This is a genomic window from Streptomyces sp. NPDC127097 (genome assembly GCF_042724075.1).
Taxonomy (GTDB): domain Bacteria; phylum Actinomycetota; class Actinomycetes; order Streptomycetales; family Streptomycetaceae; genus Streptomyces.
Window position 1 is genome coordinate 1 of sequence record NZ_JBHXFI010000040.1, and the last position, 20,240, is coordinate 20,240.

General features: G+C 70.7%; 21 protein-coding genes and 1 pseudogene. 14 read left to right on the forward strand and 8 right to left on the reverse strand.

Features of this window, described 5'->3' with window-relative positions; translation table 11 throughout:
- Window positions 1-89: 89 nt before the first annotated feature.
- A complete protein-coding gene (locus tag ACFWJW_RS26070) occupies window positions 90-488 on the reverse strand; it encodes a hypothetical protein (RefSeq protein WP_387245946.1) in 399 nt (132 codons plus the stop codon).
- Window positions 489-601: 113 nt separating this feature from the next.
- Window positions 602-1,213 (reverse strand): TetR/AcrR family transcriptional regulator, encoded by a 612-nt coding sequence (locus ACFWJW_RS26075; protein ID WP_387245948.1) that lies wholly within the window; start codon window positions 1,211-1,213, stop codon window positions 602-604.
- A 95-nt stretch (window positions 1,214-1,308) separates the two neighbouring features.
- Here ACFWJW_RS26075 and ACFWJW_RS26080 point away from each other — a divergent pair, with 95 nt between their 5' ends.
- Together ACFWJW_RS26080 and ACFWJW_RS26085 are read left to right on the forward strand one after the other, a co-directional pair.
- Window positions 1,309-1,767 carry a nuclear transport factor 2 family protein gene (locus ACFWJW_RS26080; RefSeq protein WP_387245950.1) on the forward strand — a complete coding sequence of 153 codons (459 nt, stop codon included), beginning with the start codon at window positions 1,309-1,311 and terminating at the stop codon, window positions 1,765-1,767.
- Window positions 1,768-1,999: 232 nt separating this feature from the next.
- Entirely contained in the window at window positions 2,000-3,529 is a 1,530-nt protein-coding gene (locus ACFWJW_RS26085) for an IPT/TIG domain-containing protein (RefSeq protein ID WP_387245952.1), read from the forward strand.
- A gap of 162 nt (window positions 3,530-3,691) precedes the next feature.
- Here ACFWJW_RS26085 and ACFWJW_RS26090 read toward each other — a convergent pair whose 3' ends face one another.
- Window positions 3,692-5,287: a PLP-dependent aminotransferase family protein gene (locus tag ACFWJW_RS26090; RefSeq protein ID WP_387245954.1), complete on the reverse strand. Its 1,596-nt coding sequence runs from the start codon at window positions 5,285-5,287 to the stop codon at window positions 3,692-3,694.
- Window positions 5,288-5,315: 28 nt separating this feature from the next.
- Here ACFWJW_RS26090 and ACFWJW_RS26095 point away from each other — a divergent pair, with 28 nt between their 5' ends.
- The 5 genes from ACFWJW_RS26095 to ACFWJW_RS26115 all read left to right on the forward strand — a co-directional run bounded on the left by ACFWJW_RS26095 (window position 5,316) and on the right by ACFWJW_RS26115 (window position 9,229).
- Window positions 5,316-6,131: a methyltransferase domain-containing protein gene (locus ACFWJW_RS26095; protein WP_387245956.1), complete on the forward strand. Its 816-nt coding sequence runs from the start codon at window positions 5,316-5,318 to the stop codon at window positions 6,129-6,131.
- 173 nt (window positions 6,132-6,304) lie between these two features.
- Window positions 6,305-6,922, forward strand: coding sequence for a TetR/AcrR family transcriptional regulator (locus ACFWJW_RS26100; RefSeq protein ID WP_387245958.1), 618 nt, complete (start codon window positions 6,305-6,307; stop codon window positions 6,920-6,922).
- Window positions 6,919-7,581, forward strand: coding sequence for a peroxiredoxin-like family protein (locus ACFWJW_RS26105; protein ID WP_387245960.1), 663 nt, complete (start codon window positions 6,919-6,921; stop codon window positions 7,579-7,581). The genes ACFWJW_RS26100 and ACFWJW_RS26105 overlap by 4 nt, the downstream gene beginning before the upstream one ends.
- A gap of 224 nt (window positions 7,582-7,805) precedes the next feature.
- Window positions 7,806-8,057, forward strand: a complete 252-nt coding sequence (locus tag ACFWJW_RS26110) for a hypothetical protein (RefSeq protein WP_387245961.1) — start codon at window positions 7,806-7,808, stop codon at window positions 8,055-8,057.
- A gap of 11 nt (window positions 8,058-8,068) precedes the next feature.
- Window positions 8,069-9,229 carry a flotillin family protein gene (locus ACFWJW_RS26115; RefSeq protein WP_387245963.1) on the forward strand — a complete coding sequence of 387 codons (1,161 nt, stop codon included), beginning with the start codon at window positions 8,069-8,071 and terminating at the stop codon, window positions 9,227-9,229.
- An 85-nt stretch (window positions 9,230-9,314) separates the two neighbouring features.
- Here the strand turns inward: ACFWJW_RS26115 and ACFWJW_RS26120 are convergent, their stop codons facing one another.
- Window positions 9,315-9,812, reverse strand: a complete 498-nt coding sequence (locus ACFWJW_RS26120; protein ID WP_387245965.1) for a MarR family winged helix-turn-helix transcriptional regulator — start codon at window positions 9,810-9,812, stop codon at window positions 9,315-9,317.
- Between the two features lie 323 nt (window positions 9,813-10,135).
- Here ACFWJW_RS26120 and ACFWJW_RS26125 point away from each other — a divergent pair, with 323 nt between their 5' ends.
- Together ACFWJW_RS26125 and ACFWJW_RS26130 are read left to right on the forward strand one after the other, a co-directional pair.
- Window positions 10,136-11,479: a cytochrome P450 gene (locus tag ACFWJW_RS26125; RefSeq protein ID WP_387245967.1), complete on the forward strand. Its 1,344-nt coding sequence runs from the start codon at window positions 10,136-10,138 to the stop codon at window positions 11,477-11,479.
- Between the two features lie 159 nt (window positions 11,480-11,638).
- Window positions 11,639-11,845 carry a ferredoxin gene (locus ACFWJW_RS26130; RefSeq protein ID WP_387245969.1) on the forward strand — a complete coding sequence of 69 codons (207 nt, stop codon included), beginning with the start codon at window positions 11,639-11,641 and terminating at the stop codon, window positions 11,843-11,845.
- Window positions 11,846-11,960: 115 nt separating this feature from the next.
- Here the strand turns inward: ACFWJW_RS26130 and ACFWJW_RS26135 are convergent, their stop codons facing one another.
- Complete coding sequence (locus ACFWJW_RS26135; RefSeq protein WP_387245971.1) at window positions 11,961-12,392, reverse strand: nuclear transport factor 2 family protein; 432 nt, start codon at window positions 12,390-12,392, stop codon at window positions 11,961-11,963.
- A gap of 139 nt (window positions 12,393-12,531) precedes the next feature.
- Here ACFWJW_RS26135 and ACFWJW_RS26140 point away from each other — a divergent pair, with 139 nt between their 5' ends.
- Entirely contained in the window at window positions 12,532-13,104 is a 573-nt protein-coding gene (locus ACFWJW_RS26140) for a PadR family transcriptional regulator (protein ID WP_387245973.1), read from the forward strand.
- 108 nt (window positions 13,105-13,212) lie between these two features.
- Here the strand turns inward: ACFWJW_RS26140 and ACFWJW_RS26145 are convergent.
- Together ACFWJW_RS26145 and ACFWJW_RS26150 are read right to left on the reverse strand one after the other, a co-directional pair.
- Window positions 13,213-13,710: pseudogene (locus ACFWJW_RS26145) on the reverse strand (IS982 family transposase); the annotation flags it as partial.
- A gap of 74 nt (window positions 13,711-13,784) precedes the next feature.
- Window positions 13,785-14,303, reverse strand: a complete 519-nt coding sequence (locus ACFWJW_RS26150) for a DUF1203 domain-containing protein (protein WP_387245975.1) — start codon at window positions 14,301-14,303, stop codon at window positions 13,785-13,787.
- Window positions 14,304-14,611: 308 nt separating this feature from the next.
- Here ACFWJW_RS26150 and ACFWJW_RS26155 point away from each other — a divergent pair, with 308 nt between their 5' ends.
- The 4 genes from ACFWJW_RS26155 (at window position 14,612) to ACFWJW_RS26170 (ending at window position 17,822) form a co-directional block, all read left to right on the forward strand.
- Window positions 14,612-14,959: a hypothetical protein gene (locus tag ACFWJW_RS26155; RefSeq protein ID WP_387245977.1), complete on the forward strand. Its 348-nt coding sequence runs from the start codon at window positions 14,612-14,614 to the stop codon at window positions 14,957-14,959.
- Window positions 14,960-15,106: 147 nt separating this feature from the next.
- Window positions 15,107-16,162 carry an NAD(P)-dependent alcohol dehydrogenase gene (locus ACFWJW_RS26160; protein WP_387245979.1) on the forward strand — a complete coding sequence of 352 codons (1,056 nt, stop codon included), beginning with the start codon at window positions 15,107-15,109 and terminating at the stop codon, window positions 16,160-16,162.
- A gap of 260 nt (window positions 16,163-16,422) precedes the next feature.
- Window positions 16,423-16,593, forward strand: a complete 171-nt coding sequence (rpmF, locus tag ACFWJW_RS26165; RefSeq protein ID WP_085928160.1) for a 50S ribosomal protein L32 — start codon at window positions 16,423-16,425, stop codon at window positions 16,591-16,593.
- Window positions 16,594-16,598: 5 nt separating this feature from the next.
- Window positions 16,599-17,822 carry a GTP-binding protein gene (locus ACFWJW_RS26170; protein ID WP_387245981.1) on the forward strand — a complete coding sequence of 408 codons (1,224 nt, stop codon included), beginning with the start codon at window positions 16,599-16,601 and terminating at the stop codon, window positions 17,820-17,822.
- A gap of 61 nt (window positions 17,823-17,883) precedes the next feature.
- Here ACFWJW_RS26170 and ACFWJW_RS26175 read toward each other — a convergent pair whose 3' ends face one another.
- Window positions 17,884-20,121: an MMPL family transporter gene (locus ACFWJW_RS26175; protein WP_387245983.1), complete on the reverse strand. Its 2,238-nt coding sequence runs from the start codon at window positions 20,119-20,121 to the stop codon at window positions 17,884-17,886.
- Between the last annotated feature and the right edge of the window lie 119 nt (window positions 20,122-20,240).

Sequence of the window (20,240 nt, forward strand, 5' to 3'; positions counted from 1 at the left end):
CCGGCCCCCGCTCCGCCCCTTCGGCCGCGCCGGCGGCTGGCCCGCCCGCCGGCCGCTCCGCGTCCTGGGGCCGCTGCCCCGCGAGCCCCTCAGAAGGAGCCGTTACGGTTGCGGATGTCGATGCACGCCTTGTGCGAGCTGCCCTTGAACCGCACGCAGAGATTCCCGTCGGACTGGATGCCCGGGACGGTGTGGCCGACGATCTCGCCGCCGGACCGCTTCGCCTTGAACGAGTAGGTGTAGCCGTCCGGCTGGTAGAGGTAGACGGTCGCGGACTGCCGGCTCTTGGGCGGGTTGGTCCAGGACGCGGTGACGTGACCGGGGTTGGCCGTCCCGTTCCGGCCGTCGGCCGAGATGCAGATCTGCGGACCCGACCAGTCATGGGTGCAGGCGTCCGCGGCGGCGTGCGCGGCCGGGGTGGTGGCGACGGCGCTCAGCGCGATCGTGCCGGCGACGGTCAGTGCGCGGAGCAGCTTCGAACGGGTCATGTGTGGGGGGATTCCTCTCCTCGGAATACAGGCGGAAGACGCGAAAAATCCCGCCACGAATGGGGCGTGGCGGGCACCGCGTGCACGTAGTTGATCTTAGTCGGCTTTCGAACTCACGTGCCATAACCTTCCGCTGGGCGCGCCGCCCGCGCCCCCGTCGCGCTCCCCGCCGCCTCCATGAGCGCGGCGGCGGCGGTACGGGCCTGCCGGGCGGCGGCGGGCTCACCCATGAGCGCGGCGCCGGCGATCGCCCCGTCGATCAGCAGCACCAACTGCCGGGCCGGCCCCTCCGGTTCGGCCACCGGCACCGCCCGCACCAGGCCGGTCACATACCCCAGCAGCGCCTCCTTGTGCTCCCGCGCGACCCGGCCGACCCGGTCGGAGGTCGCCCCCAGCTCCCCGTACGCGTTGAGGAAGGCGCAGCCGCGGAAGCCGTCCTCCGCGAACCACTCGCCCAGCCAGTCGAAGACCGCGAGCGGCCGGTCCGCGGGGCCGTCGGCGTGCGCGTCGACGTACGCGGCGAGTGCGGTGCGCCAGCGGGTGTCGCGCCGGCGCAGGTACGCCTCGACGAGGTCGTGCTTGGCGGGGAAGCACTGGTAGAGGCGCTTGAGCGACACCCCGGCGGCGGCGCGGAGCTCATCCATCCCCACGGACTGGATGCCGCGGTCGTAGAACAGCTTCTCCGCGGCGTCGAGTATCCGCGTACGGGCTTCGGCGAGGTCCATGGCACTTCCGGGGCTTTCCAGGAGAACGGTCGTTCTCTACACTAGCCGACCAATGGAGAACGATCGTTCTCTGCTCTTGAGAGAGGGAGTCCGTCATGGCGCCACGCGCACCCTTCCCCCCGTTCGACGAGCCGGGCGCCCGGCAGAAGGTGCAGGCGGCCGAGGACGCCTGGAACACCCGCGACCCGGAGCGGGTCGCCCTCGCCTACACCGAGGACTCGGTCTGGCGGAACCGCGACACCTTCCTCACCGGCCGCGAGGAGATCGTCGCCTTCCTGCGCCGGAAGTGGGCCCGGGAGCTGGACTACGCCCTGCGCAAGGAGCTCTGGTCGTACAGCGGCAACCGGATCGCGGTGCGCTTCCAGTACGAGTGCCATGACGCCACCGGGCAGTGGTGGCGCAGCTACGGCAACGAGCTGTGGGAGTTCGACGCGGACGGGCTGATGCGGCGCCGGGAGGCCGGTATCCACGACGTCGCGATCACGGAGGCGGACCGGCGGATCTTCGGCTCCCGTCCGGAGCCGGAACGGGACCACCCGCTTCCGTTCCGCTGACGGCCCGGTGCCGGACAACTCCCCCTGGGTAAAGGCTTGGAGAAGCCACGAAACATGGCCAAGGCGGAGGTTTCACCGCCCTTCGGCGCGGGAAGCAAGAAATCGACCGACCAATGGGCTGCCCATCCCTCCTCGGGGATGCGCGGCCCTCCGCGTTTTTGTGACGCGGGTTTCTGTGGGTGTGGTGCCCCGGAGCGGGATCTCTGGACGGCCCCCCACAGAAGGGGTCCACATGAGCACGAGTCTCTTGACGCCGGCGCAGAATCCGCTGGAGCCGGCCGCCTCCCCCGTCCCGGTGCGGGCAACGGCCGCGCCCACGACGTTCCTGGCCGTCACAACGATCCCGGTCGGGAGCAACCCGGTCGGGCTGGCGTTCATCCCCAATGGCGACCTCTACGTCGCCAACTCCGGGTCGAACAATGTGCAGACCATCGACACCGCCACGGACACCGTCATCGGCGCCGCGATCCCGACCGGCACCACGCCGGCCTGGCTGACCGTCGCCCCCAACGGCAACGCCTACGTCCCCAACAACATCTCCAACAACGTGACGGTGATCGACACCGCCACCAGCACCGTCCTCACCACGATCGCCCTCAGCGGTGGCCCCGCCGCGGCGGCGGTCATCCCCAGCGGCAATGTCTACGTCAGCCGCTTCGGGGCGAACAGCGTGCAGGAGATCGCCACCGCCACCAACACCACCATCGGCGCCGCGATCCCCACCGGAAGCGGCCCGGTGGGCATCGCGGTCGCCCCCAACGGCAAGGCGTACGTCGCCAACCGGAACGGGAACAGCGTGACGGTGATCGACACCGCCACCGCCACGGTCCTCACCACGATCCCCGGCTTCAACCAGCCGAACTTCGTGGCGATCGGCCCCAGCGGGGATGCCTACGTCGCCAACATCGGCTCGAACAACGTGACGGTGGTCGACACCACCACGGACACCATCATCACCACGATCCCCGTCGGCACCAACCCGTGGGGCATCACGGTCGGCCCCGACGGCAACGCCTACACGGCCAACCGCGGATCGAACAACGTGTCGGTGATCGACACCACCACCAACACCACCATCGGCGCCCCGATCCCCGTCGGCAGCCAGCCGATCGCCCTGGTGGTCGCGCCCAACAACAAGGTCTACGTCACCAACATCGCCGGGGCCAGTGTCAGCGTCATCCAATTCGACCCGACGATCACCAGCATCACCCCCAACTCGGGGCCCGTCACGGGCGGCACGGTGGTGACGATCACCGGCACCAACCTGACCGGGGCGTCCGTCGACATCGGCGGCAACCCCGCGACCGGCGTGACCGTCAACGCCACCGGTACGCAGCTGACCGCGACCACTCCGCCCGGGGCGCCCGGCCCCGCGGACGTCACCGTCACCACCCCTGGTGGCAGCTTCACCCTGGTGGGCGGCTTCACCTACTTCCTCCCCGTCCACGCCACCTCGCTGACCGCGACCCCGGCGCTGACGAAGCTGTTCCCGCCGCACGTGTACTTCCCGTTCCTGACGGCCACGCTGACCGACCAGGTCACCGGCCTTCCGGTGCCCAACCAGCCGATCCTGTTCAAGGCCGGCAGCAACGTCCTGGGCATCGCCAACACCGACGCCCAGGGCGTCGCCCGGGTGAACGAGACGCTCACCCTGACGCTCATCCTCATCAACCACGGCTATGAGGTCAGCTTCGCCGGCGCGGTCACCCCGACGGCCATCCTGTCCCCGTCCAGCGACACGGCACCGGTCATCGAGCCCTGATCCCGCCCGGACACCCCGGGCCGGACCGTCCAGCGGCACGTACGGGAGCGCCCCCCGTATGTGCCTGCGTCGGGGCGAGGGCGGGGTACAGGAGGGGCGCCGGGGCAGGAGGGGTTACAGAACTGCGGGTTGCGGAAGGGGCGTTCAGGCGCGTGGCCCCCGTTACGCGCTTCTCAGCACCTCGCCCACGACGGCCAGCCCCTGCGTGATCTCGTCCTGGGTGCGGGCGGCGTAGCCGAGCACCAGGCCCGGCGGCGACGGACGCTGGCAGTGCCAGGACAGGGGGTGGACCTTGACGCCGTGGGTGAGCGCGGCCGCGGCCAGGTCCGTATCGGAGCCCCGGTAGCCGTCCGGTCCGAAGGTGAGCGTCAGATGCACGCCCGCCGCGGCGCCGTGCACGGTCGCGCCCGGCAGATGTGCGCGGATCGCCGCGATCATGGCGTCCCGGCGGCGGCGATGGCGGCGACGCAACAGCCGCAGACGGCGCTCCAGTTCGCCGGACTCCATCAGCCGGGCCAGGACCAGTTGCGGCAGTGCGGCACTGCCGAGGTCGGCGAACCGCTTGGCGTCGACCACCGCCTCCCGGTACTTCGGCGGCGGCAGCAGCCAGCCCACCCGCAGGGCGGGGGCCAGCAGCTTGGAGACGCTGCCGGCGTAACAGACCTGCTCGGGGAGGAGCGAGCGCAGGGCGGGGACCGGCGCGCGGTCGTAGCGGTGCTCGGCGTCGTAGTCGTCCTCGATGATCAGGCCGCCGTCGGCCGCCCAGCGCATCAGCTCCCGGCGCCGTGCGCCACCGAGCACCACTCCGGTCGGGAACTGGTGCGCCGGAGTCAGCAGTACGGCCCGTGCGCCGCTGGCCCGCAGCGCGTCGACGCGTATCCCGTCGCCGTCCACCGGGACCGGCGGCGTCGCCATCCGCCAGTACTGGAGATGCTGTCGCGCGCCCAGCGATCCGGGGTCCTCCACCGCGATCTCCGGAATCCCGTCGCGGTGCAGCACGTCCGTGATCAGACCGAGCCCCTGCGCGGTACCGGCGACGATCAGCACCTCGTCCGGGTCCGCCCTGATCCCGCGGTTGCGGGCCAGCCAGTTGACGACCGCCCGGCGCAGCGCGGCGGTGCCACGGGGGTCGCCGTATCCGAGGCCGGCCGACGGGAGGTCCGCCAGCACCGCGCGTTCGGCACGCAGCCAGGCCGCACGGGGGAAGGCGGCCAGGTCCGGCACGCCGGGTGCGAGGTCGATCCGTGCGGGTGCGGTGCGCAGCTCGTCGAAGATCTCCGGGCCGGGCGGTGCGGCGAACGGAGCGGGCGGCCGGTGGGCGCGGGGCGGCCGGTGGGTGACGGGCGGCCGGTGGTCGCGGGGCGGCCGGTGGGCGACGGACGTCCCTTCCGTGGACCTCGTATCGGCCGTCACGGGCGCGGCGACGACGACCGTGCCGCCCCTCCCCCGCCCGGCTAGCTGCCCGTCCTCGATCAGCCGCTGATACGCCTCGGTGACCACGCCCCGCGATACCCCCAGCTCGGCGGCGAGCGTCCGGGTCGCGGGCAGTCGGCTCCCGACCGGCAGCCGGCCGTCCGCGACAGCCCGCCGCAACTCCCGTGCCAGCCAGTCCGACCGGCCCCCCACGGGCGCGTCGTCGAGATTCAGCTGAAGGAAGTCGGACGAACCGGGGGCGGGGGACGTGCGGCGGGACGGTGGGGCCGGGGGCGGCGTGGGGCTTATGGACCGGTTGGCAGGGTGCTCTTTGGACCTGTGCACCGGGCCATTGTCGCGGCACGGTGAAGGCATGACAACGAACACGGCCTATGTGCACGGCTATTCACCACAGGAAGCACGTCGCCTGGGCGACCAGGCGGACACACTGGCCGCGTTGCTGCACGCAGGTACGGCGTACGCCGCCGGCAGCCGGGTACTGGAGGTCGGCTGCGGGGTGGGCGCACAGACCGTGCATCTGGCCAGGAACAGTCCGGGGGCACGGATCGTCGCGATCGACCGGTCCGCGGAGTCCCTGGCGCAGGCCCGCGCCCATGTGGCGGCGCAGGAGCCCGGGGCCGACGTGGAGTGGCGGACCGCCGACCTCCACCACCTCCCCTTCGGCCCGGCCGAGTTCGACCATGTCTTCGCCTGCTTCGTGCTGGAGCACCTGCCGGACCCGGCCCAGGCACTGGCTGCGCTGCGCCACGTCCTGCGGCCCGGCGGCACCCTGACCGTGATCGAAGGTGACCACGGCTCGGTGGTCCTCCACCCGGACAGCATCCACGCCCATGAAGTGATCGGCCACCAGGTACGCCTACAGGCCGCGGCCGGTGGAAACGCGCTGCTCGGACGGGCGTTGCAGCCACTGCTCAGCGGCGCCGGATTCGACCAGGTGGTGGTCCGGCCGCGGACGGCCTACGCCGACGCCACCCACCCCGCGCTGGTGGACGGCCTCACCCGGAAGACCTTCATCGCCATGGTGGAGGCGGTCCGGCACGAAGCGCTGAGCACCGGCCTGACCACCGCCGCGGACTGGGACCGCGGCATCGCCGACCTACGCCTGACCGCCGACGAGGGCGGAACCTTCCACTACACCTTCTTCAAGGCGGTGGGGGTCAACCCGTAGGGGTGGGGTGGGGGTGGGGCGTGCGTTCCAGAAGTTTCCTCAGCCGATTTCCTCAACTCCTTGCCAGGCAAGGGCAGTCGACGTATCTTGGAATGACCGTTCCAAGATACGTGAGCGGGACCGAGTGACCCTGCATTCCTTCCCCCGGTGACGGCGAAACGAGCAGCACAGCCATGCCCGACATCAAGCACTTCAACCCCGAGCTCGTGCTCGACGAAGCGATCCAGGTCTTCTGGCGCCATGGCCTGCCGACGACCGGCATCCAGGCGCTGGTGAGCGCGACCGGAGTGAGCCGCTCCAGCCTCTATGCGACCTTCGGCAACAAGGACGGCCTCTACGCCGCGGCGCTGGACCGCTATATAGCGCAGCACTCGACACCGGCCTTCGCCCAGCTGTCGCGGGCCTCCGCGGGGCTGACCTCGATAGAGGAGTTCTTCGCCGGGCTGATCGAGGTGCGCTGTTCCGGCCCGGTCGCCGGCTGGGGCTGCATGGTCACCAACGCCTACGCCGGACCGGAGTGCACCGACACCGGCATCCGCACGCTGCTCGAAGACCACCACCACATGCTCCAGTCAGCCATGCGCGCGGCCCTGGCCAACGCCGCTGACCTGGGGCAACTCCAGCCGTCCTGCGATCTCGACGCCTCCGCCGCGGTGCTGGCGACCCTCGCGTACGGCGTCAATCTGCGCTCCCGTGCCGGTGCCGACGCCCAGGCGCTGACCGACACGGTGGCCGCTGCCCTCGCGCCCCTGCGCGCCCCTCTCTCGCCTCAGGAGCAACCCCCGCAATGAACTACGCCGACGGACTCACCGCCTTCCTGCGCGAGCACTACCCCCACATCGAGATCCCTGACGCCGAGCGCGCCGTGATGGAGCGGGCCGGCCGTGAGCTCGCCGCCTCCGGACTGGCCGAGCGCGCCCTGCGGACCGGAGACACCGCCCCTGGCTTCAGCCTCCCCACCTCGACCGGTCGCACCGTCACGCTGGACGGTCTGCTGTCGGCGGGCCCGGTCGTGCTCACCTTCTACCGCGGCGCCTGGTGCCCCTTCTGCAACTTCGCCCTGCGTGTCCTCCAGCAGCACCACGCCGAAATCACCGCCCGTGGCGCCCAGTTGGTGGCCATATCGCCGCAGATCCCCGACGAGTCCCTGACCCTCACCGAAAAGCACTCGCTCGCCTTCGACGTCCTCAGCGACCTCGGCTCGGACACCGCCAAGCAGTTCGGCATCAGCTTCGACCTGCCCGACGACCTGGCCGTCGTCTACGAGTCCTTCGGCTTCGACCTCCAGCGGGTCAACGGCGGACATCCGCGCACCCTGCCCGTTCCCGCCACCTACGTCATCGACCGGGACGGCACCATCCGCTGGTCCTTCCTCGACACCGACTACACCGCCCGCGCCGAGCCGTCCGACATCCTGTCCGCCCTCGACAACCTGCCCACGGCGCTTTGAATCCTCCGTACCGAATCGATGAGGAGTCGATGAGATGCCGATGAGATGACAGCTCGGTCCGGCGAAATTCCCCTCCCCGCATTCGGTATTCGGCCCCGTCGGGACAAGAAAGTGCGCGCGCCCGAACCGGTGTCCCAACTCGCCGCCCTCCCCCCGTAGGCCGCCGCGCACCGGAGCGCTAAGGTCGGATTTCCAGGAACGTGAACGGGGGAGGGCAGCCGCCGATGGCGCAGGACGATGCCGTGATCGGCTGTACGGGAGTGCTTCTGATCGGCACTCGTGGGGCTGCCGGTCCCGGTGAGGTTCTGGTGCGGATCAGGGGCGGCTCCGAGACCTTCCTCGCCTGGTCCGCCGAGCCCCTTCCGGTAGGGGCGACCGTGCTCGTCATCGAGTCCCGTGGCAGTCGCCAGGTCGACGTCATGGAGTGGGCCGATCCGTTGGACGCGTTGACCGGCGGTGCCGGCGACGCAGGCTGAGGAGACAAAGGATGTTCGGTTACCGCGTTCCTGCCCCCGATCAAGCCATGCTGATTTCGGGCGGCAGGCGTGGACAAGGGGGCGCGCCATTCCGAGTGGTCACCGGGCACGGCAAGTTCGTGCTGCCGGTCTTTCGCAAGGTCCGCTTTCTGACCCTGGCGATGTGTGAGGCGGAGGTCGCCGAGACCTGTGTGACCCGGCAGGGCATCGCGCTGACGGTCCGCGCCGTGATCGCGTTCAAGGTCGGCAATGACACCGAGAGCGTGGTCAATGCGGGCCAGCGGTTCCTGTCCGACCAGGACCAGATGTCGGTACTGACCGGCCGGATCTTCGCCGGTCATCTGCGCTCCATCATCGGTTCGATGACGGTCGAGGAGATCGTCACCGAGCGGCAGAAGCTGGCCACCGAGGTGCTGGAGACGTCCAAGACCGAGATGGCGAAGATCGGTCTGATCGTCGACTCGTTGCAGATCCAGTCGATCGACGACGGCGAGACCGGCTATATCGAGGCGATGTCCGCCCCGCACAAGGCCGCCATCCAGCGGCAGGCGCAGATCGCCCAGGCCCAGGCCACCCAGGCTTCGGTCGAGGCGCAGCAGGAGGCCGCGCGTAATCAGGCCGAGTACTCCCGGCAGACCGCCGTGGTCCAGGCCGAGTACAACGCCGAGGTGGACCGCGCCCAGGCCCACGCCGCCCAGGCCGGCCCGCTCGCCCAGGCACACGCCCAGCAGGAAGTCCTCGCCGCGCAGACCGAACTCGCCGAGCGCGCGGCCCGGTTGCGTCAGCAGGAGCTGGTGGCCGAGGTGGTCAAGCCCGCCGAGGCGGAGGCCGAGCGCATCCGTCTGCTGGCGTTGGCCGAGGCCGAGCGGATGAAGATCCAGGCCGAGGCCGCCGCCTCGCACGACCGGGTGGCCCTGGACCGGATGCTCATCGACCAGCTCCCGCAGATCGTCAAGGAGGCTTCCGCGGGCCTCTCCAACGCCAACGTCAATGTCCTCAACGGCACCGACGGTCTCGGCGAGATCGCCGCCGGCCTGGTCGGCCAGGGCCTGACGATCCTCGACTCGGTCCGCCGCAACCTCGGCACCACCGACGGGCAGGACACCGGCGCCGACAAGACCGGCGGCTCCGGAGCATCCAACGGCCACAGCGGCCGCGTCGAGATCGAGTAGCAGCGAGGCCCCAGCGCGGGGTCGGGAACGGAGACGGACCCGGGCGGGGTCGGCGACGGAGACAGGCGGGGGCGAAGACGGGGTCTCACATCCCCCGCCCCCGCTGGCGTTCCTCGTCCGTGTGCTTGCGGCGGGCGTAGGCCACCAGGTGGTTGAGTACGGCGACGGTGGTGGCGATGTCGGCGTCGTCGAATCCGGCGAGGGCCTCGTGGAGGCCGGCATGGCTGGTTTGTTGCAGACGGTTGAGGACGGCCTTGCCGTGGGGGGTGATGGCCACTTTGCGGGCGCGGCGGTCGAGGGAGTCCGGGGTCCGTTCGACCAGGTCCTGGGACTCCAACTGGCTGATCTGGCGGGTGACATGTGGCGGCTCGACCATCAGCAGGGCGGCCAGATCACCGACCCTGCTGATGCCTCCACTGTCCTCCAGGGCCATCAGCAGCCACAGATCGGAGCGTGCCGCCGTGACGCCCGCCTCGGCCGCCTGGCGTTCGTGCGCCCGGGAGCGGGTGAGCAGGTAGGACAGCGTGGCCAGCACTCTTTGCAGTGCGACGGTGGGGTCCTGGTCTCTTCCGGGGTCCGGCATGCAGGCACTGTAGCGGCCCGCGCGGCGCGGCGATCCGCCCCGTGACCTGCCCGTTCCGTACGGGCGTCCGCCGGGTTTGAGCCAACCTCGCGCGCGCCACGTTCTCCCCTTCCCGCCCCCTCCGAGAGTGAGTTAGCGTAGAACAACTTAGTTGCTTAAGTTAGGTAACTAGCTATCGCCATACAGTGATCGCCGCTGGTCACCGCGGCCGCCGAGTCGACCGCCGAGCCGGCCGCCGAGTTCGTATGTCCCGTCAAGGAGTGGCGCCACCCGCACCGTTCGCCACGGCACCGCCGTGTCCCGATCGTGGAAGGACCAGCCGAATGACGACTACAGAACACATCGAGAGGGAGACCGAGAGGGCGGCCGAGAGGCAGCAGGACACCCGACCGGACGCCGGACCAGGCACCGGACCGGACGCCGGACCAGGCACCCGACCGGACGCCGGACCAGGCACCGGCCCTGACGCCGGCCGCTCCCCCATCGCCCCCATCGCCGTCCCCGGCGCACGGGCCACCGGCTGCCCCTTCGACCCGGCCCCCGAGATCGCCCGGGCCCACCGGGAGGAGCCGGTCACCCGGGCCACGCTGTGGGACGGCTCCTCCTGTTGGCTGGTGACCCGGCATCAGGACTTACGCGAGGTGCTCGGCGATCCGCGGTTCAGTGCCGATGCGACCCGCCCGGGATTCCCGTTCCTGACCGCCGGCGGACGTGAATTCGCCACCGGCAACCCGTCGTTCATCCGCCAGGACGACCCCGAGCACGCCCGGCTGCGCCGGATGCTCACCGCCGACTTCATGGTGAAGAAGATGGAGGCGATGCGCCCCGAGGTGCAGCGCCTCGCCGACGAGCTGCTGGACCGGATGACCGAGGGGCGGCACGCGGCCGACCTGGTCGCGGAGTTCGCGCTGCCGCTGCCGTCCCTGGTGATCTGTCTGCTGCTCGGCGTCCCCTACGACGATCACGAGTTCTTCCAGAAGCACAGCAGCGTGCTGCTCAACCTGCGGTCGACGCCCGAGCAGGTGCGCGGCGCGCAGGAGGAGTTGCAGGACTTCCTCAGCCGGCTCGCCGATGCCAAACGGCGTGCGCCCGACGACGGCATCATCAGCCGGCTGGTCGCCCGCGGCGAACTCGACGATGCGGCCATCGCCTCCATGGGACGGCTGTTACTGGTCGCGGGCCACGAGACCACCGCCAACATGACCGCGCTGTCCACCCTCACCCTGCTGCGCAACCCCGGCCAACTGGCGCGGCTGCGCGCGGATCCGTCGCTCATCAAGGGAGCCGTCGAGGAGCTGCTGCGCTATCTGACGATCGTCCACAACGGTCTCCCGCGGATCGCCGACGAGGACGTCACCATCGGCGGCCGCACCATCCGCGCGGGCGAGGGCGTGCTGTGCGTGCTCAACACCGCCAACCGCGACGAGGAGATCTTCCCCGGCGGCGCCGCGCTCGACGTCGGCCGCGATGCCCGCCGTCATCTCGCCTTCGGTTTCGGCGTCCATCAGTGCCTGGGCCAGCCGCTCGCCCGGGTGGAACTCCAGATCGCCCTCGAAACCCTGCTGCGCCGGCTGCCCGGCCTGCGGCTCGACATTCCCTTCGAGGACATCCCGTTCCGTCATGACATGGGGATTTACGGGGTGCACGCGCTGCCCGTCGCATGGTGAGCACCCGCGCCCGGCAGCGCCACCCCGGCCCTTCCGGTCATCCCGCCCCTTCCCGTCGTCCCGTTCCGGCCCGCATCCCGTTTCCAGCCCCCAGCCCGCTTACAGCCCGTCCGTCCGTGGCCGTCACCGGCCGGGCGACGCCCCCTCTTGGAGAGAACCATGCGCGTACACATTGACCAGGACAAGTGCTGCGGCGCCGGAAGCTGTGTGCTGTCCGCGCCGGAGGTGTTCGACCAGCGCGAGGAGGACGGCATCGTGCTGCTGCTCGACGCCGAACCGCCGGCCGCACTGCACGACGCGGTCCACGAGGCGGCGGCCATCTGCCCGGCCGCGGCGATCACGGTGGAACAGGCGGAGCGGGTCTAGACGGTGGGACAGGCGGAGCGCGTCTAGCCGAGATCCCCGTGACCGCCCCGCCCCGGCATCGGCCTCTTTCGGATGGGCGGTCGCTCGTCCGAAAGAGGCCACCCGGCCGAGCGCCCTACGCCTGAGGCGCCAGCCCGTCCTCGACCAGCCCGGCCAGCACCGCCTCGCCCAGCGCATGCACCGCGGACTGCGGGCGCACCATCACCGTGAACTCCTTGATCCGGCCCGCCTCGTCGAACTGGAGCAGATCCATGCCATGGATCTCCTTGCCGTTCACGGTGGCCCGGAAGATCAGGACGGTGGAGTCGGCGGAGCCGCCGTCCGGGCCTGCCGCCGTCTGGGCGCTGCCCGTCAGCTCGCCGACGTAGCGGAAGTCCTCGAAGGTGCGCAGCAGCACCCCGAACAGCCCGAGCACCATCGGCCGCCCCTCGAAGGGCGTGAACTTCACCGGGCTGTAGAGGCGGACGTCCGCGGTGAACAGCTCCTCCACCGCGTCGAGTTCCTTTGCCTCCACCGCCGCCTTGAAGCGGTCCACGGTCGTCCCCATGACTCTTCCTCCTCGCCTCGGCCGGGCAGTGGTCGAGCGGCCTCGGCCCGTACCCGGCCGCGGCGATGGACCCGACCCCACCCTCATAGTCGCGACTATGATTAGTCATATTCTTGAGTATGGAAAGGGGTGGCCGGGCATGGCGCTCAGGCATGCGGTGCTGGCGGCGCTGCTGGACGGCGAGTACAGCGGCTATCAGCTGGCCAAGGCGTTCGATGCCGGGGTCGCCAATTTCTGGCACGCACTGCCGCAGCAGCTCTACGCGGAGCTGACCAAACTGGAGGCGGACGGGCTGGTCGCCGGCCGCCAGGTGATCCAGGAGACCCGGCCCAACAAGCGGCTGTTCCATGTCACCGAGGAGGGCCTGGCCGAGCTGGAGCGGTTCGCGGCGACCACGGCCAAGCCGTCGTTCATCCGCGACGATCTGCTGGTCAAGGTGCAGGCCGTGGACCGGATCGCGGCCGCGCCGGTGATCGAGCAGCTGGCCGCGCGGGCCCGGACCGCCGCCGCCAAGGCCGAGATCCTCGAACAGCTGGCGGTGCGGCTGCGCGACGGGCGGGACGAGGCGGAGTTCCTGGCCCACGGCACCCGGCTCGGCCCGTATCTGACCTGTCTGCGCGGTCTGGCCTTCGAACGGGAGACCCACGACTGGTGCGAGCGGAGCGCCGCTGCCTTGCGGACGCGGTACGACGGGGGACAGCAGCAGCCCTAGATGATCAATTCCAAGGGGTCTGTTGCTAGTGGTCGTAGGCGGTCAGTGAGCGAAGGACGGGCTGGCCGGTGTGGTCGTTGTGCCGGATTGCGGCCGTCAGCGCGAGACGATCGGCAGGCCCTCCAGGGTGCACACCAGGTGCAGGCGCAGGCCCCAGAAGAAGCGGCTGTGGCTGGCGCAGTACCCGTACTCGGCCCATCCGGCCAGGTCGGGGCGTTTGACGGTCTCGCGGGAGCGTCCGCACTCCACCGGCGTGGAATCCACGATCCACACGTCGTCGCTCCATACAGAGGTGTCGGTGGCCAGCAGCCGGGTCACTCTCCGCAGCAGTTCGGCGGCCTTGCGCAGGCGCTTGTTGTAGCCGGGCTGCCTCTGCGGGTAAGGGAAGAGATGCCGCAGGTGGGAGTGGGCGTGGCGAAGCCACTTGGCCTCGGAGGTGAAGCCCAGCATGGCCTGCATCATGGCGAGCGTGACCAGTTCGGCGTCGGTCAGCTGCGGCACGATGCCCACTGCGGGCCGCCACGGGGCGATATGCGGTGATGCCTTCAGCAGGTCATCGGTCTTCACGTACAGTGCGGTGGCGAGGGAGTCCAACTCTGTCTTCACACACCGACGTTGGACTCCCTCGCCGTATGCGCGTAGCCGATCCCTTGAAGTCGATCATTCAGGTGGTACGGCTGCTACTGCTCCTGGGCGCAGGGCCGTCGCACCTCGAAGTGGAAGCATCCGTATTCCAGTGCCCTGACGTGTACGAGCACCACGTCCGGATCGTTGAACGCATCGTCGAAGGCTGCATCGAAGCCAGTCGTGGCGTCGGCCGGAATCTCCAGAAGGCGGCCGCCTGCGATATGGCCCCGGGCGTCATAGCGGCGCACGGTGCGCAGGGCGCCCGGCCGAGCGAAGGGATAGTTTTCGCCGGGGGTGAACCCGCCGCAGTCATCGGCATGGATGAAGACGGGACCCTGTTCGTCGTACGCGCCCGGATCTGCACCCCTCGTGGCGGCCCAGCGACGCAACGGGGCGTACGAAACAAGGGCGATCCGCTCGCCGAGGGTGATGGGGCGCAGGCAGCAGCGCAGCGGAGAGCCCACGTCGTCGCCGGTCGCGAGGTACGGGGCGCAGGGACGGCCCGCGTCGTCGACAACCCGCAGTTCCTTCAGGACGGCTGTGTCAACGGGGAGCACGGTGTATCTGGTCATGTGCCCATGCTGGATCGACGCACGGGCGGTTGCTGGCAGGAAACGGACGTCACGTTGGTGCGCGCCCACGCAGAAGGCTGGCTGGAAAGGTCACTCCCGCTGCACGCAGGCCGCCTATGATCGCCCACCCCTTGGAATCGATCATCTAGAGACCCGGCCCGGCCCCGCGGACACGCGACCCGGCCCCGCCCCGAACACCCGCCGAGGGATCGTTTCGCCGCAACTCCTTCGTGTGACGACGCACATCACCGGGCGGAAGGCCGGGAAGCACACATTCCGCACAGAACCGGAACGGAAGGAATGTCTGTATGCGACTTCGTCACACCGCCGCCCTCGCCGTCAGTGCGCTCGCGCTCACCCTGTCCCTGCCCGCCTCCCCGGCGGGCGCGGCCACCGGCCCCTTCACCTACGTCTACACCGACCAGACCGGCACTCCGCATGTGGGGCTGCTGCCCGACCCGGTGAGCCGGGTGTGCATCACCCTGCCCGAGGTGGCCGACCCGGCCGTACTGCCCGCGCACACCCCGAAGAACTACACCGCGTCCGTCGCCACACTGTTCACGGGCGCCGACTGCACCGGCGACTACTTCACCCTCCGGCCGAACGGCGGTCATGGCTCGGAGCGGCTGAAGGTCCGTTCGGTGGTCTTCGCCTGACCGACGCCGGCCGCCGGAGCGCCTCGGCCACGACCGGCGGCCGCCCCCGGCCGGCCCCGGAGGGTGGTTCCGTCAGTACTAGGCACGCCCTGCATATGTTGAAGGGGGCACTGGTTCGGGCCTGCGAAGCAACACATGCTCGATGGCATGACGCACACCTCTGTCTTCGCGTACGCCGCACCCGCCCCGAAAGCACCGCTGGAGCGGACCACGATTCCGCGCCGCGAGCTGGGTGCCCACGACATCCTGATCGACATCAAGTACGCCGGTATCTGCCACTCCGACATCCACACCGTGCGCGCCGAGTGGGGCGACGGCGGGGCGTTCCCGATCGTTCCCGGCCATGAGATCGCCGGTGTGGTCGCCGAGGTCGGCCCCGAGGTCACCCGCTACCGGGCGGGCGACCGGGTCGGCGTCGGCTGCTTCGTCGACTCCTGCCGGGAGTGCGCGAACTGCCGTGCCGGGCTTCAGCAGTACTGCACCGGCGAGCTCGGCAACGTCGGCACGTACAACGCCACGGGCCGGGACGGCGCGACCACCTACGGCGGCTACTCCACTCATATCGTCGTCGACGAGAACTACGCCCTGCGGATCCCCGAGAGCATCCCGCTGGACGCCGCGGCCCCGCTGCTGTGCGCCGGCATCACCCTCTACTCCCCGCTCGCCCACTGGCAGGCCGGCCCCGGCAAGAAGGTCGCGATCGTCGGCCTGGGCGGTCTCGGCCACATGGGCGTGAAGATCGCGCATGCGATGGGCGCGGAGGTCACCGTGCTGAGCCAGTCGCTGCGCAAGAAGGACGACGGGCTGCGGCTGGGCGCGGACCACTACTACGCGACGTCCGACCCGGCCACCTTCGAGGCACTGGCCGGCACCTTCGACCTGATCGTCAACACCGTCTCGGCGAACCTGGATCTGAACGCCTACCTCGGGCTGCTGCGCACCGACGGCACGCTGGTGCAGGTCGGCGCCCCGGAGAGCCCGCTGCCGGTCGCGCCGTTCGCGCTGATACCGCAGCGCAAGTCGCTCGCCGGCTCGATGATCGGCGGCATCCCGGAGACCCAGGAGATGCTCGACTTCTGCGGGGAGCACGGGCTGGCCGCGGACATCGAGGTGATCGCCGCGGACCGGATCAACGAGGCGTACGAGCGGGTCATGGCGAGCGATGTGCGCTACCGCTTCGTGATCGACACCGCGACGATCTGATCCCGTCGGGGACCGTGCCGTGACCCCGACGGGGACCGTGCCGTGATCCCGTCGGGGACCGTCCCGCCCAGGCGCCGATCCGCCCGGGGTGGCCTGCCGCAGGCCACCCCGGGCGGTGGTGTGCGGGGCCGTCGGTGGCATGGCCGTCCCGCACACTCCGGTAACTCTAATTGAAAATGGCACCCATTTCCATATAGCCTCCGACGACGTCCGCCGGCGCCCCGTGCCGGCACCCGCCCGTCCCGTAGGAGGCCCGTCCCATGGCCGTACCCAAGCGCAAGCTCTCCCGCAGCAACACCCGCCACCGCCGGGCCCAGTGGAAGGCCACTACGCCGCAGCTGGTGCCGGTCACCGTCGACGGCTCCGTGTACCAGGTGCCGCGCCGCCTGGCGAAGGCATACCGGCTCGGCCTGATCGACCCGAAGGGCTGACGGCCATGGCGCACCCCCGGCTGCCCGTCACCGTCCTCTCCGGTTTCCTCGGCGCCGGCAAGACGACCCTGCTCAACCACGTCCTGGGCAACCGGGAGGGCCTGCGCGTCGCCGTCATCGTCAATGACATGAGCGAGATCAACATCGACGCCGCCCTGGTGCGCGGGGGCGACGCGGCGCTGTCCCGTACGGAGGAGCGGCTCGTCGAGATGACCAACGGGTGCATCTGCTGCACCCTGCGCGACGATCTGCTGGAGGAGGTCGACCGGCTGGCCCGCGAGGGGCGCTTCGACTATCTGCTGATCGAGTCCAGCGGTATCTCCGAACCGATGCCGGTCGCCGCGACCTTCGCCTTTCCTCGCGATGACGGCGCCACGCTCGGCGAGCTCGCGCGCCTGGACACCATGGTCACCGTCGTCGACGCGGCCCACTTCCTCCCCGAACTCACCGGCGGCGACGGCCTCGCCGAACGCGGCCTGGACCAGTACGAGGACGACGAGCGCACGGTCAGCGATCTCCTCATGGACCAGATCGAGTTCGCCGATGTCCTCGTGCTCAACAAGACCGACCTGGTCGACGCGGGGACCGCGGAGCGCCTGCGGGCGACGCTGGCCCGGCTCAACCCGGCCGCCCGTATCGTCCCGGCCCGGCACGGCGCGGTGCCGCCCGCCGAGGTGCTGGGCACCGGCCGCTTCGACCTGGAGCGTGCCCAGCAGGCGCCGGGCTGGGTCCGGGAACTCAACGGCGACCATGTCCCGGAGACCGAGGAGTACGGCATCTCCAGCACCGTGTTCCGCGCCGAGCGCCCCTTCCACCCGGCCCGCCTCTGGCACTTCGTCACCGAGCAGCTCGACAGCGGCGCCTTCGGCGGCGTCCTGCGCTCCAAGGGCTTCTTCCGGCTCGCCACCCGTCCCGGCCTCACCGGGCTGTGGTCCCAGGCCGGTTCGGTCGCCCGCTTCGAGCCGTCGGGTGTGGACGAGGGGCGTACGGAGCCGGGCCCGGGTCATGGTGCGGAGCCGGGCCCGGCCGGCCAGGAGCTGGTCTTCATCGGCACCGGTCTGCGCGCCGGGCCGCTGCACGCCGCCCTGACCGCCTGCCTCCTCGACCCCCACGAGCCCGCGCCCACGGCGGCCGACGACCCGTTCCCGGCCTGGGACGTCCACGGCACCGAGGAGCGCTGCGACCACGAGGGCCCGGCGGACCACCCGGCGGTGCCGCTCGCCGGCTGACCCGGCCACGGCCGGCGACGACACCGCGCGTACGGACACCCCGCGTACGAGCACCGCCCGGCTACGGCACCGCGCCCACGGGCGCCTCCCGCTGCGCCCGCCGCATCGTCCGGGACGGCCACCAACTGGCCCGCCCCAGGAGGGTCAGCGCCGACGGCAGGATCACGACCCGGATCACGAAGGCGTCCAGCAGGACGGCCACCGCGAGGCTGAAGCCGATCTGCTTCATCTCCGCGAGGTGCAGGAACATGAAGGCCGCGAAGACCGTCACCATGACCACCGCGGCGCTGGTGACGACCTTGGCGGAGGCCCCGACGCCGTGCAGCACCGCCTCCCGGGTCGGTACCCCGCGCAGCGCCGCTTCCCGGATCCGGCTGACCACGAAGATCTGGTAGTCCATCGACAGACCGAAGAGGATCACGAACAGGAACAGCGGTACGCGGGAGCCGATGGCGCTGGTCGCCGCGGTGTCGAAGCCGAACAGCGTGCTGGCCAGGCCGTACTGGAAGAAGACCACGACCAGCCCGAACGCCGCGGCCGCGGAGAGCAGATTGAGCGCGACCCCGAGCAGGCCGATGACGACGGAGCGGAAGACCAGCGTGGTCATGAGGAAGGTCAGCAGCAGCAGGGCGCCGACGACCAGCGGCAGCTTGCCGTCCTGGTGGGCGAGGTAGTCGGTGTCGTGGGCGACATCGCCGCTGACCGCGAACTCCGCCCCGGGCACCGCGCCCACGGTGTCCGGCAGATAGTCCCGGCGGAGGCGGTCGAGGGAGGCGATCGCCTCGGGGGAGCTGACCTTGTGCGGCGTCGACAGCTCCATGGTGGTGGTGCGGTGGTCCCGCGAGGTCTTCACGAGCGGGGTGACACCCTTGGCGTAGAGCGGATCGGACTGCGCCCGTGCGCTCAACTGCCGTAGTGCTGCCGCTACTTCGGAGGATTCCGCGGCGGGCGCCCGGACCACGATCTGATGCTGGACGCGCAGCTCGGGGAAGGCCGTGGTGAGCCGGTCGTAGGTCTGGAGGGCGGGGATCTCGCGGGAGTGGCTGTCCTTGTTGAGGACCCGCAGCTGCATGCCGAGCGCGGGTGCCGCCAGCGCCAGCATCACCAGGACGGCGACGCACAGGGTGCGGGCCGGGTGCTCGGTCGCCGGCCGCAGCAGGGCGCGCCAGAGGCGGCCGGTGCCCTCCGCACGGTCCCGCGGTGCCGGCCGGCGGCCGGTCCGCTGCGCACGGCGGTCCGCGCGGCGTTCGGCGCGCTGGGCGATCTTGACGAGCAGTGCGGGCAGCGCCGTCAGCGAGCTGAGGACCGCGGCCAGCACGACGATGACGGTGCTGGTCGCGAGCGAGGAGAAGACCACGTCGGTGGCCAGGTACAGGGTCGCGGTGGAGACGATCACCGCGAGGCCGGAGACCACGATCGCCCGGCCGGAGGTGGCGGCGGCCAGTTCCACCAGCGCCTCGGCGCCGAGCCGGCCGCCCGCGCGGGCCCGTTCCTCCCGTTCGCGCTTGAGGTAGAAGAGCGTGTAGTCGACGCCGACGGCCATGCCGATCAGCAGGATGATGTTGGCGCCCACCCCGGCGTCCGGCTGGAGGTGCGAGACCACCATCGACAGGCCCATGGCGGCCGCGATCGAGGTCAGCGCGAGCAGCAGCGGCACCGCCGCCATCAGCGCGGACCCGAAGACGACCAGCAGCGTCAGCAGCGTGACGGGCAGCGCGATCGCCTCGGAGAGCGCCAGGTCCTGGCCGCGCTGGGTGTCGACGCCGACGCTGACCGACGGGTTGCCGGTCTCCGCCACCCGCAGCCGCGGGTGGTCGCGCTGGACCGCCGCGGTCCGGGCGGCGAGCGGCGCCACATGATCCTTGGCGTCCGCCTCGACGCCCTTCATGACCACCGCGACCCGCAGTGAACCCCCGTCGGCCGAACGGACCGGGGGCTCGACCCGCGCCACCTCGGGCAGCTGCCGCATCCGGGCGGTGAGGTCGCGGACGGCCGCGTCGACGGCGGCCTGCTCCAGCGGGCCGGACCGGGCGGAGATCAGCACCTGTTCGACCGGCTCCCGGTCCAGCCGGGCCTCGGCGGCCAGGGTTTCGGCGCGGCCCGCCTCGCCGACGCGGTAGTCCTCGCCGGTGGCGTTGTGGGTGCCCATCGCCAGGCCCACCCCCAGGCACAGCACCACGAACGCCAGCCAGCCGGCCAGCGCGCGCCACGGATGCCGTGCGCTCCAGACCGCCCACCGCACCGTGACCGGCCGTTTTTCCCTCGACTGCGGCTCCAACGGCCGTATTCGTACCGCCACGTTCACTTGCCCCGCCCCTTCGGCATCGCGTCGCGCCCCCCACTGGTACGCATGTAAGTCGAGAATTACAGGTGTCGCATCAGAGCGTCAACCGTAAAATTGCGATGGCCGGAGGGCGC

Coding starts and splice junctions, on each gene's coding strand:
- ACFWJW_RS26070 (WP_387245946.1), bottom strand. CDS start 488: ATGACCCGTTCGAAGCTGCTCCGCGCACTGACCGTCGCCGGCACGATC.
- ACFWJW_RS26075 (WP_387245948.1), bottom strand. CDS start 1,213: ATGGACCTCGCCGAAGCCCGTACGCGGATACTCGACGCCGCGGAGAAG.
- ACFWJW_RS26080 (WP_387245950.1), top strand. CDS start 1,309: ATGGCGCCACGCGCACCCTTCCCCCCGTTCGACGAGCCGGGCGCCCGG.
- ACFWJW_RS26085 (WP_387245952.1), top strand. CDS start 2,000: ATGAGCACGAGTCTCTTGACGCCGGCGCAGAATCCGCTGGAGCCGGCC.
- ACFWJW_RS26095 (WP_387245956.1), top strand. CDS start 5,316: ATGACAACGAACACGGCCTATGTGCACGGCTATTCACCACAGGAAGCA.
- ACFWJW_RS26100 (WP_387245958.1), top strand. CDS start 6,305: ATGCCCGACATCAAGCACTTCAACCCCGAGCTCGTGCTCGACGAAGCG.
- ACFWJW_RS26105 (WP_387245960.1), top strand. CDS start 6,919: ATGAACTACGCCGACGGACTCACCGCCTTCCTGCGCGAGCACTACCCC.
- ACFWJW_RS26110 (WP_387245961.1), top strand. CDS start 7,806: ATGGCGCAGGACGATGCCGTGATCGGCTGTACGGGAGTGCTTCTGATC.
- ACFWJW_RS26115 (WP_387245963.1), top strand. CDS start 8,069: ATGTTCGGTTACCGCGTTCCTGCCCCCGATCAAGCCATGCTGATTTCG.
- ACFWJW_RS26120 (WP_387245965.1), bottom strand. CDS start 9,812: ATGCCGGACCCCGGAAGAGACCAGGACCCCACCGTCGCACTGCAAAGA.
- ACFWJW_RS26125 (WP_387245967.1), top strand. CDS start 10,136: ATGACGACTACAGAACACATCGAGAGGGAGACCGAGAGGGCGGCCGAG.
- ACFWJW_RS26130 (WP_387245969.1), top strand. CDS start 11,639: ATGCGCGTACACATTGACCAGGACAAGTGCTGCGGCGCCGGAAGCTGT.
- ACFWJW_RS26135 (WP_387245971.1), bottom strand. CDS start 12,392: ATGGGGACGACCGTGGACCGCTTCAAGGCGGCGGTGGAGGCAAAGGAA.
- ACFWJW_RS26140 (WP_387245973.1), top strand. CDS start 12,532: ATGGCGCTCAGGCATGCGGTGCTGGCGGCGCTGCTGGACGGCGAGTAC.
- ACFWJW_RS26150 (WP_387245975.1), bottom strand. CDS start 14,303: ATGACCAGATACACCGTGCTCCCCGTTGACACAGCCGTCCTGAAGGAA.
- ACFWJW_RS26155 (WP_387245977.1), top strand. CDS start 14,612: ATGCGACTTCGTCACACCGCCGCCCTCGCCGTCAGTGCGCTCGCGCTC.
- ACFWJW_RS26160 (WP_387245979.1), top strand. CDS start 15,107: ATGACGCACACCTCTGTCTTCGCGTACGCCGCACCCGCCCCGAAAGCA.
- rpmF (WP_085928160.1), top strand. CDS start 16,423: ATGGCCGTACCCAAGCGCAAGCTCTCCCGCAGCAACACCCGCCACCGC.
- ACFWJW_RS26170 (WP_387245981.1), top strand. CDS start 16,599: ATGGCGCACCCCCGGCTGCCCGTCACCGTCCTCTCCGGTTTCCTCGGC.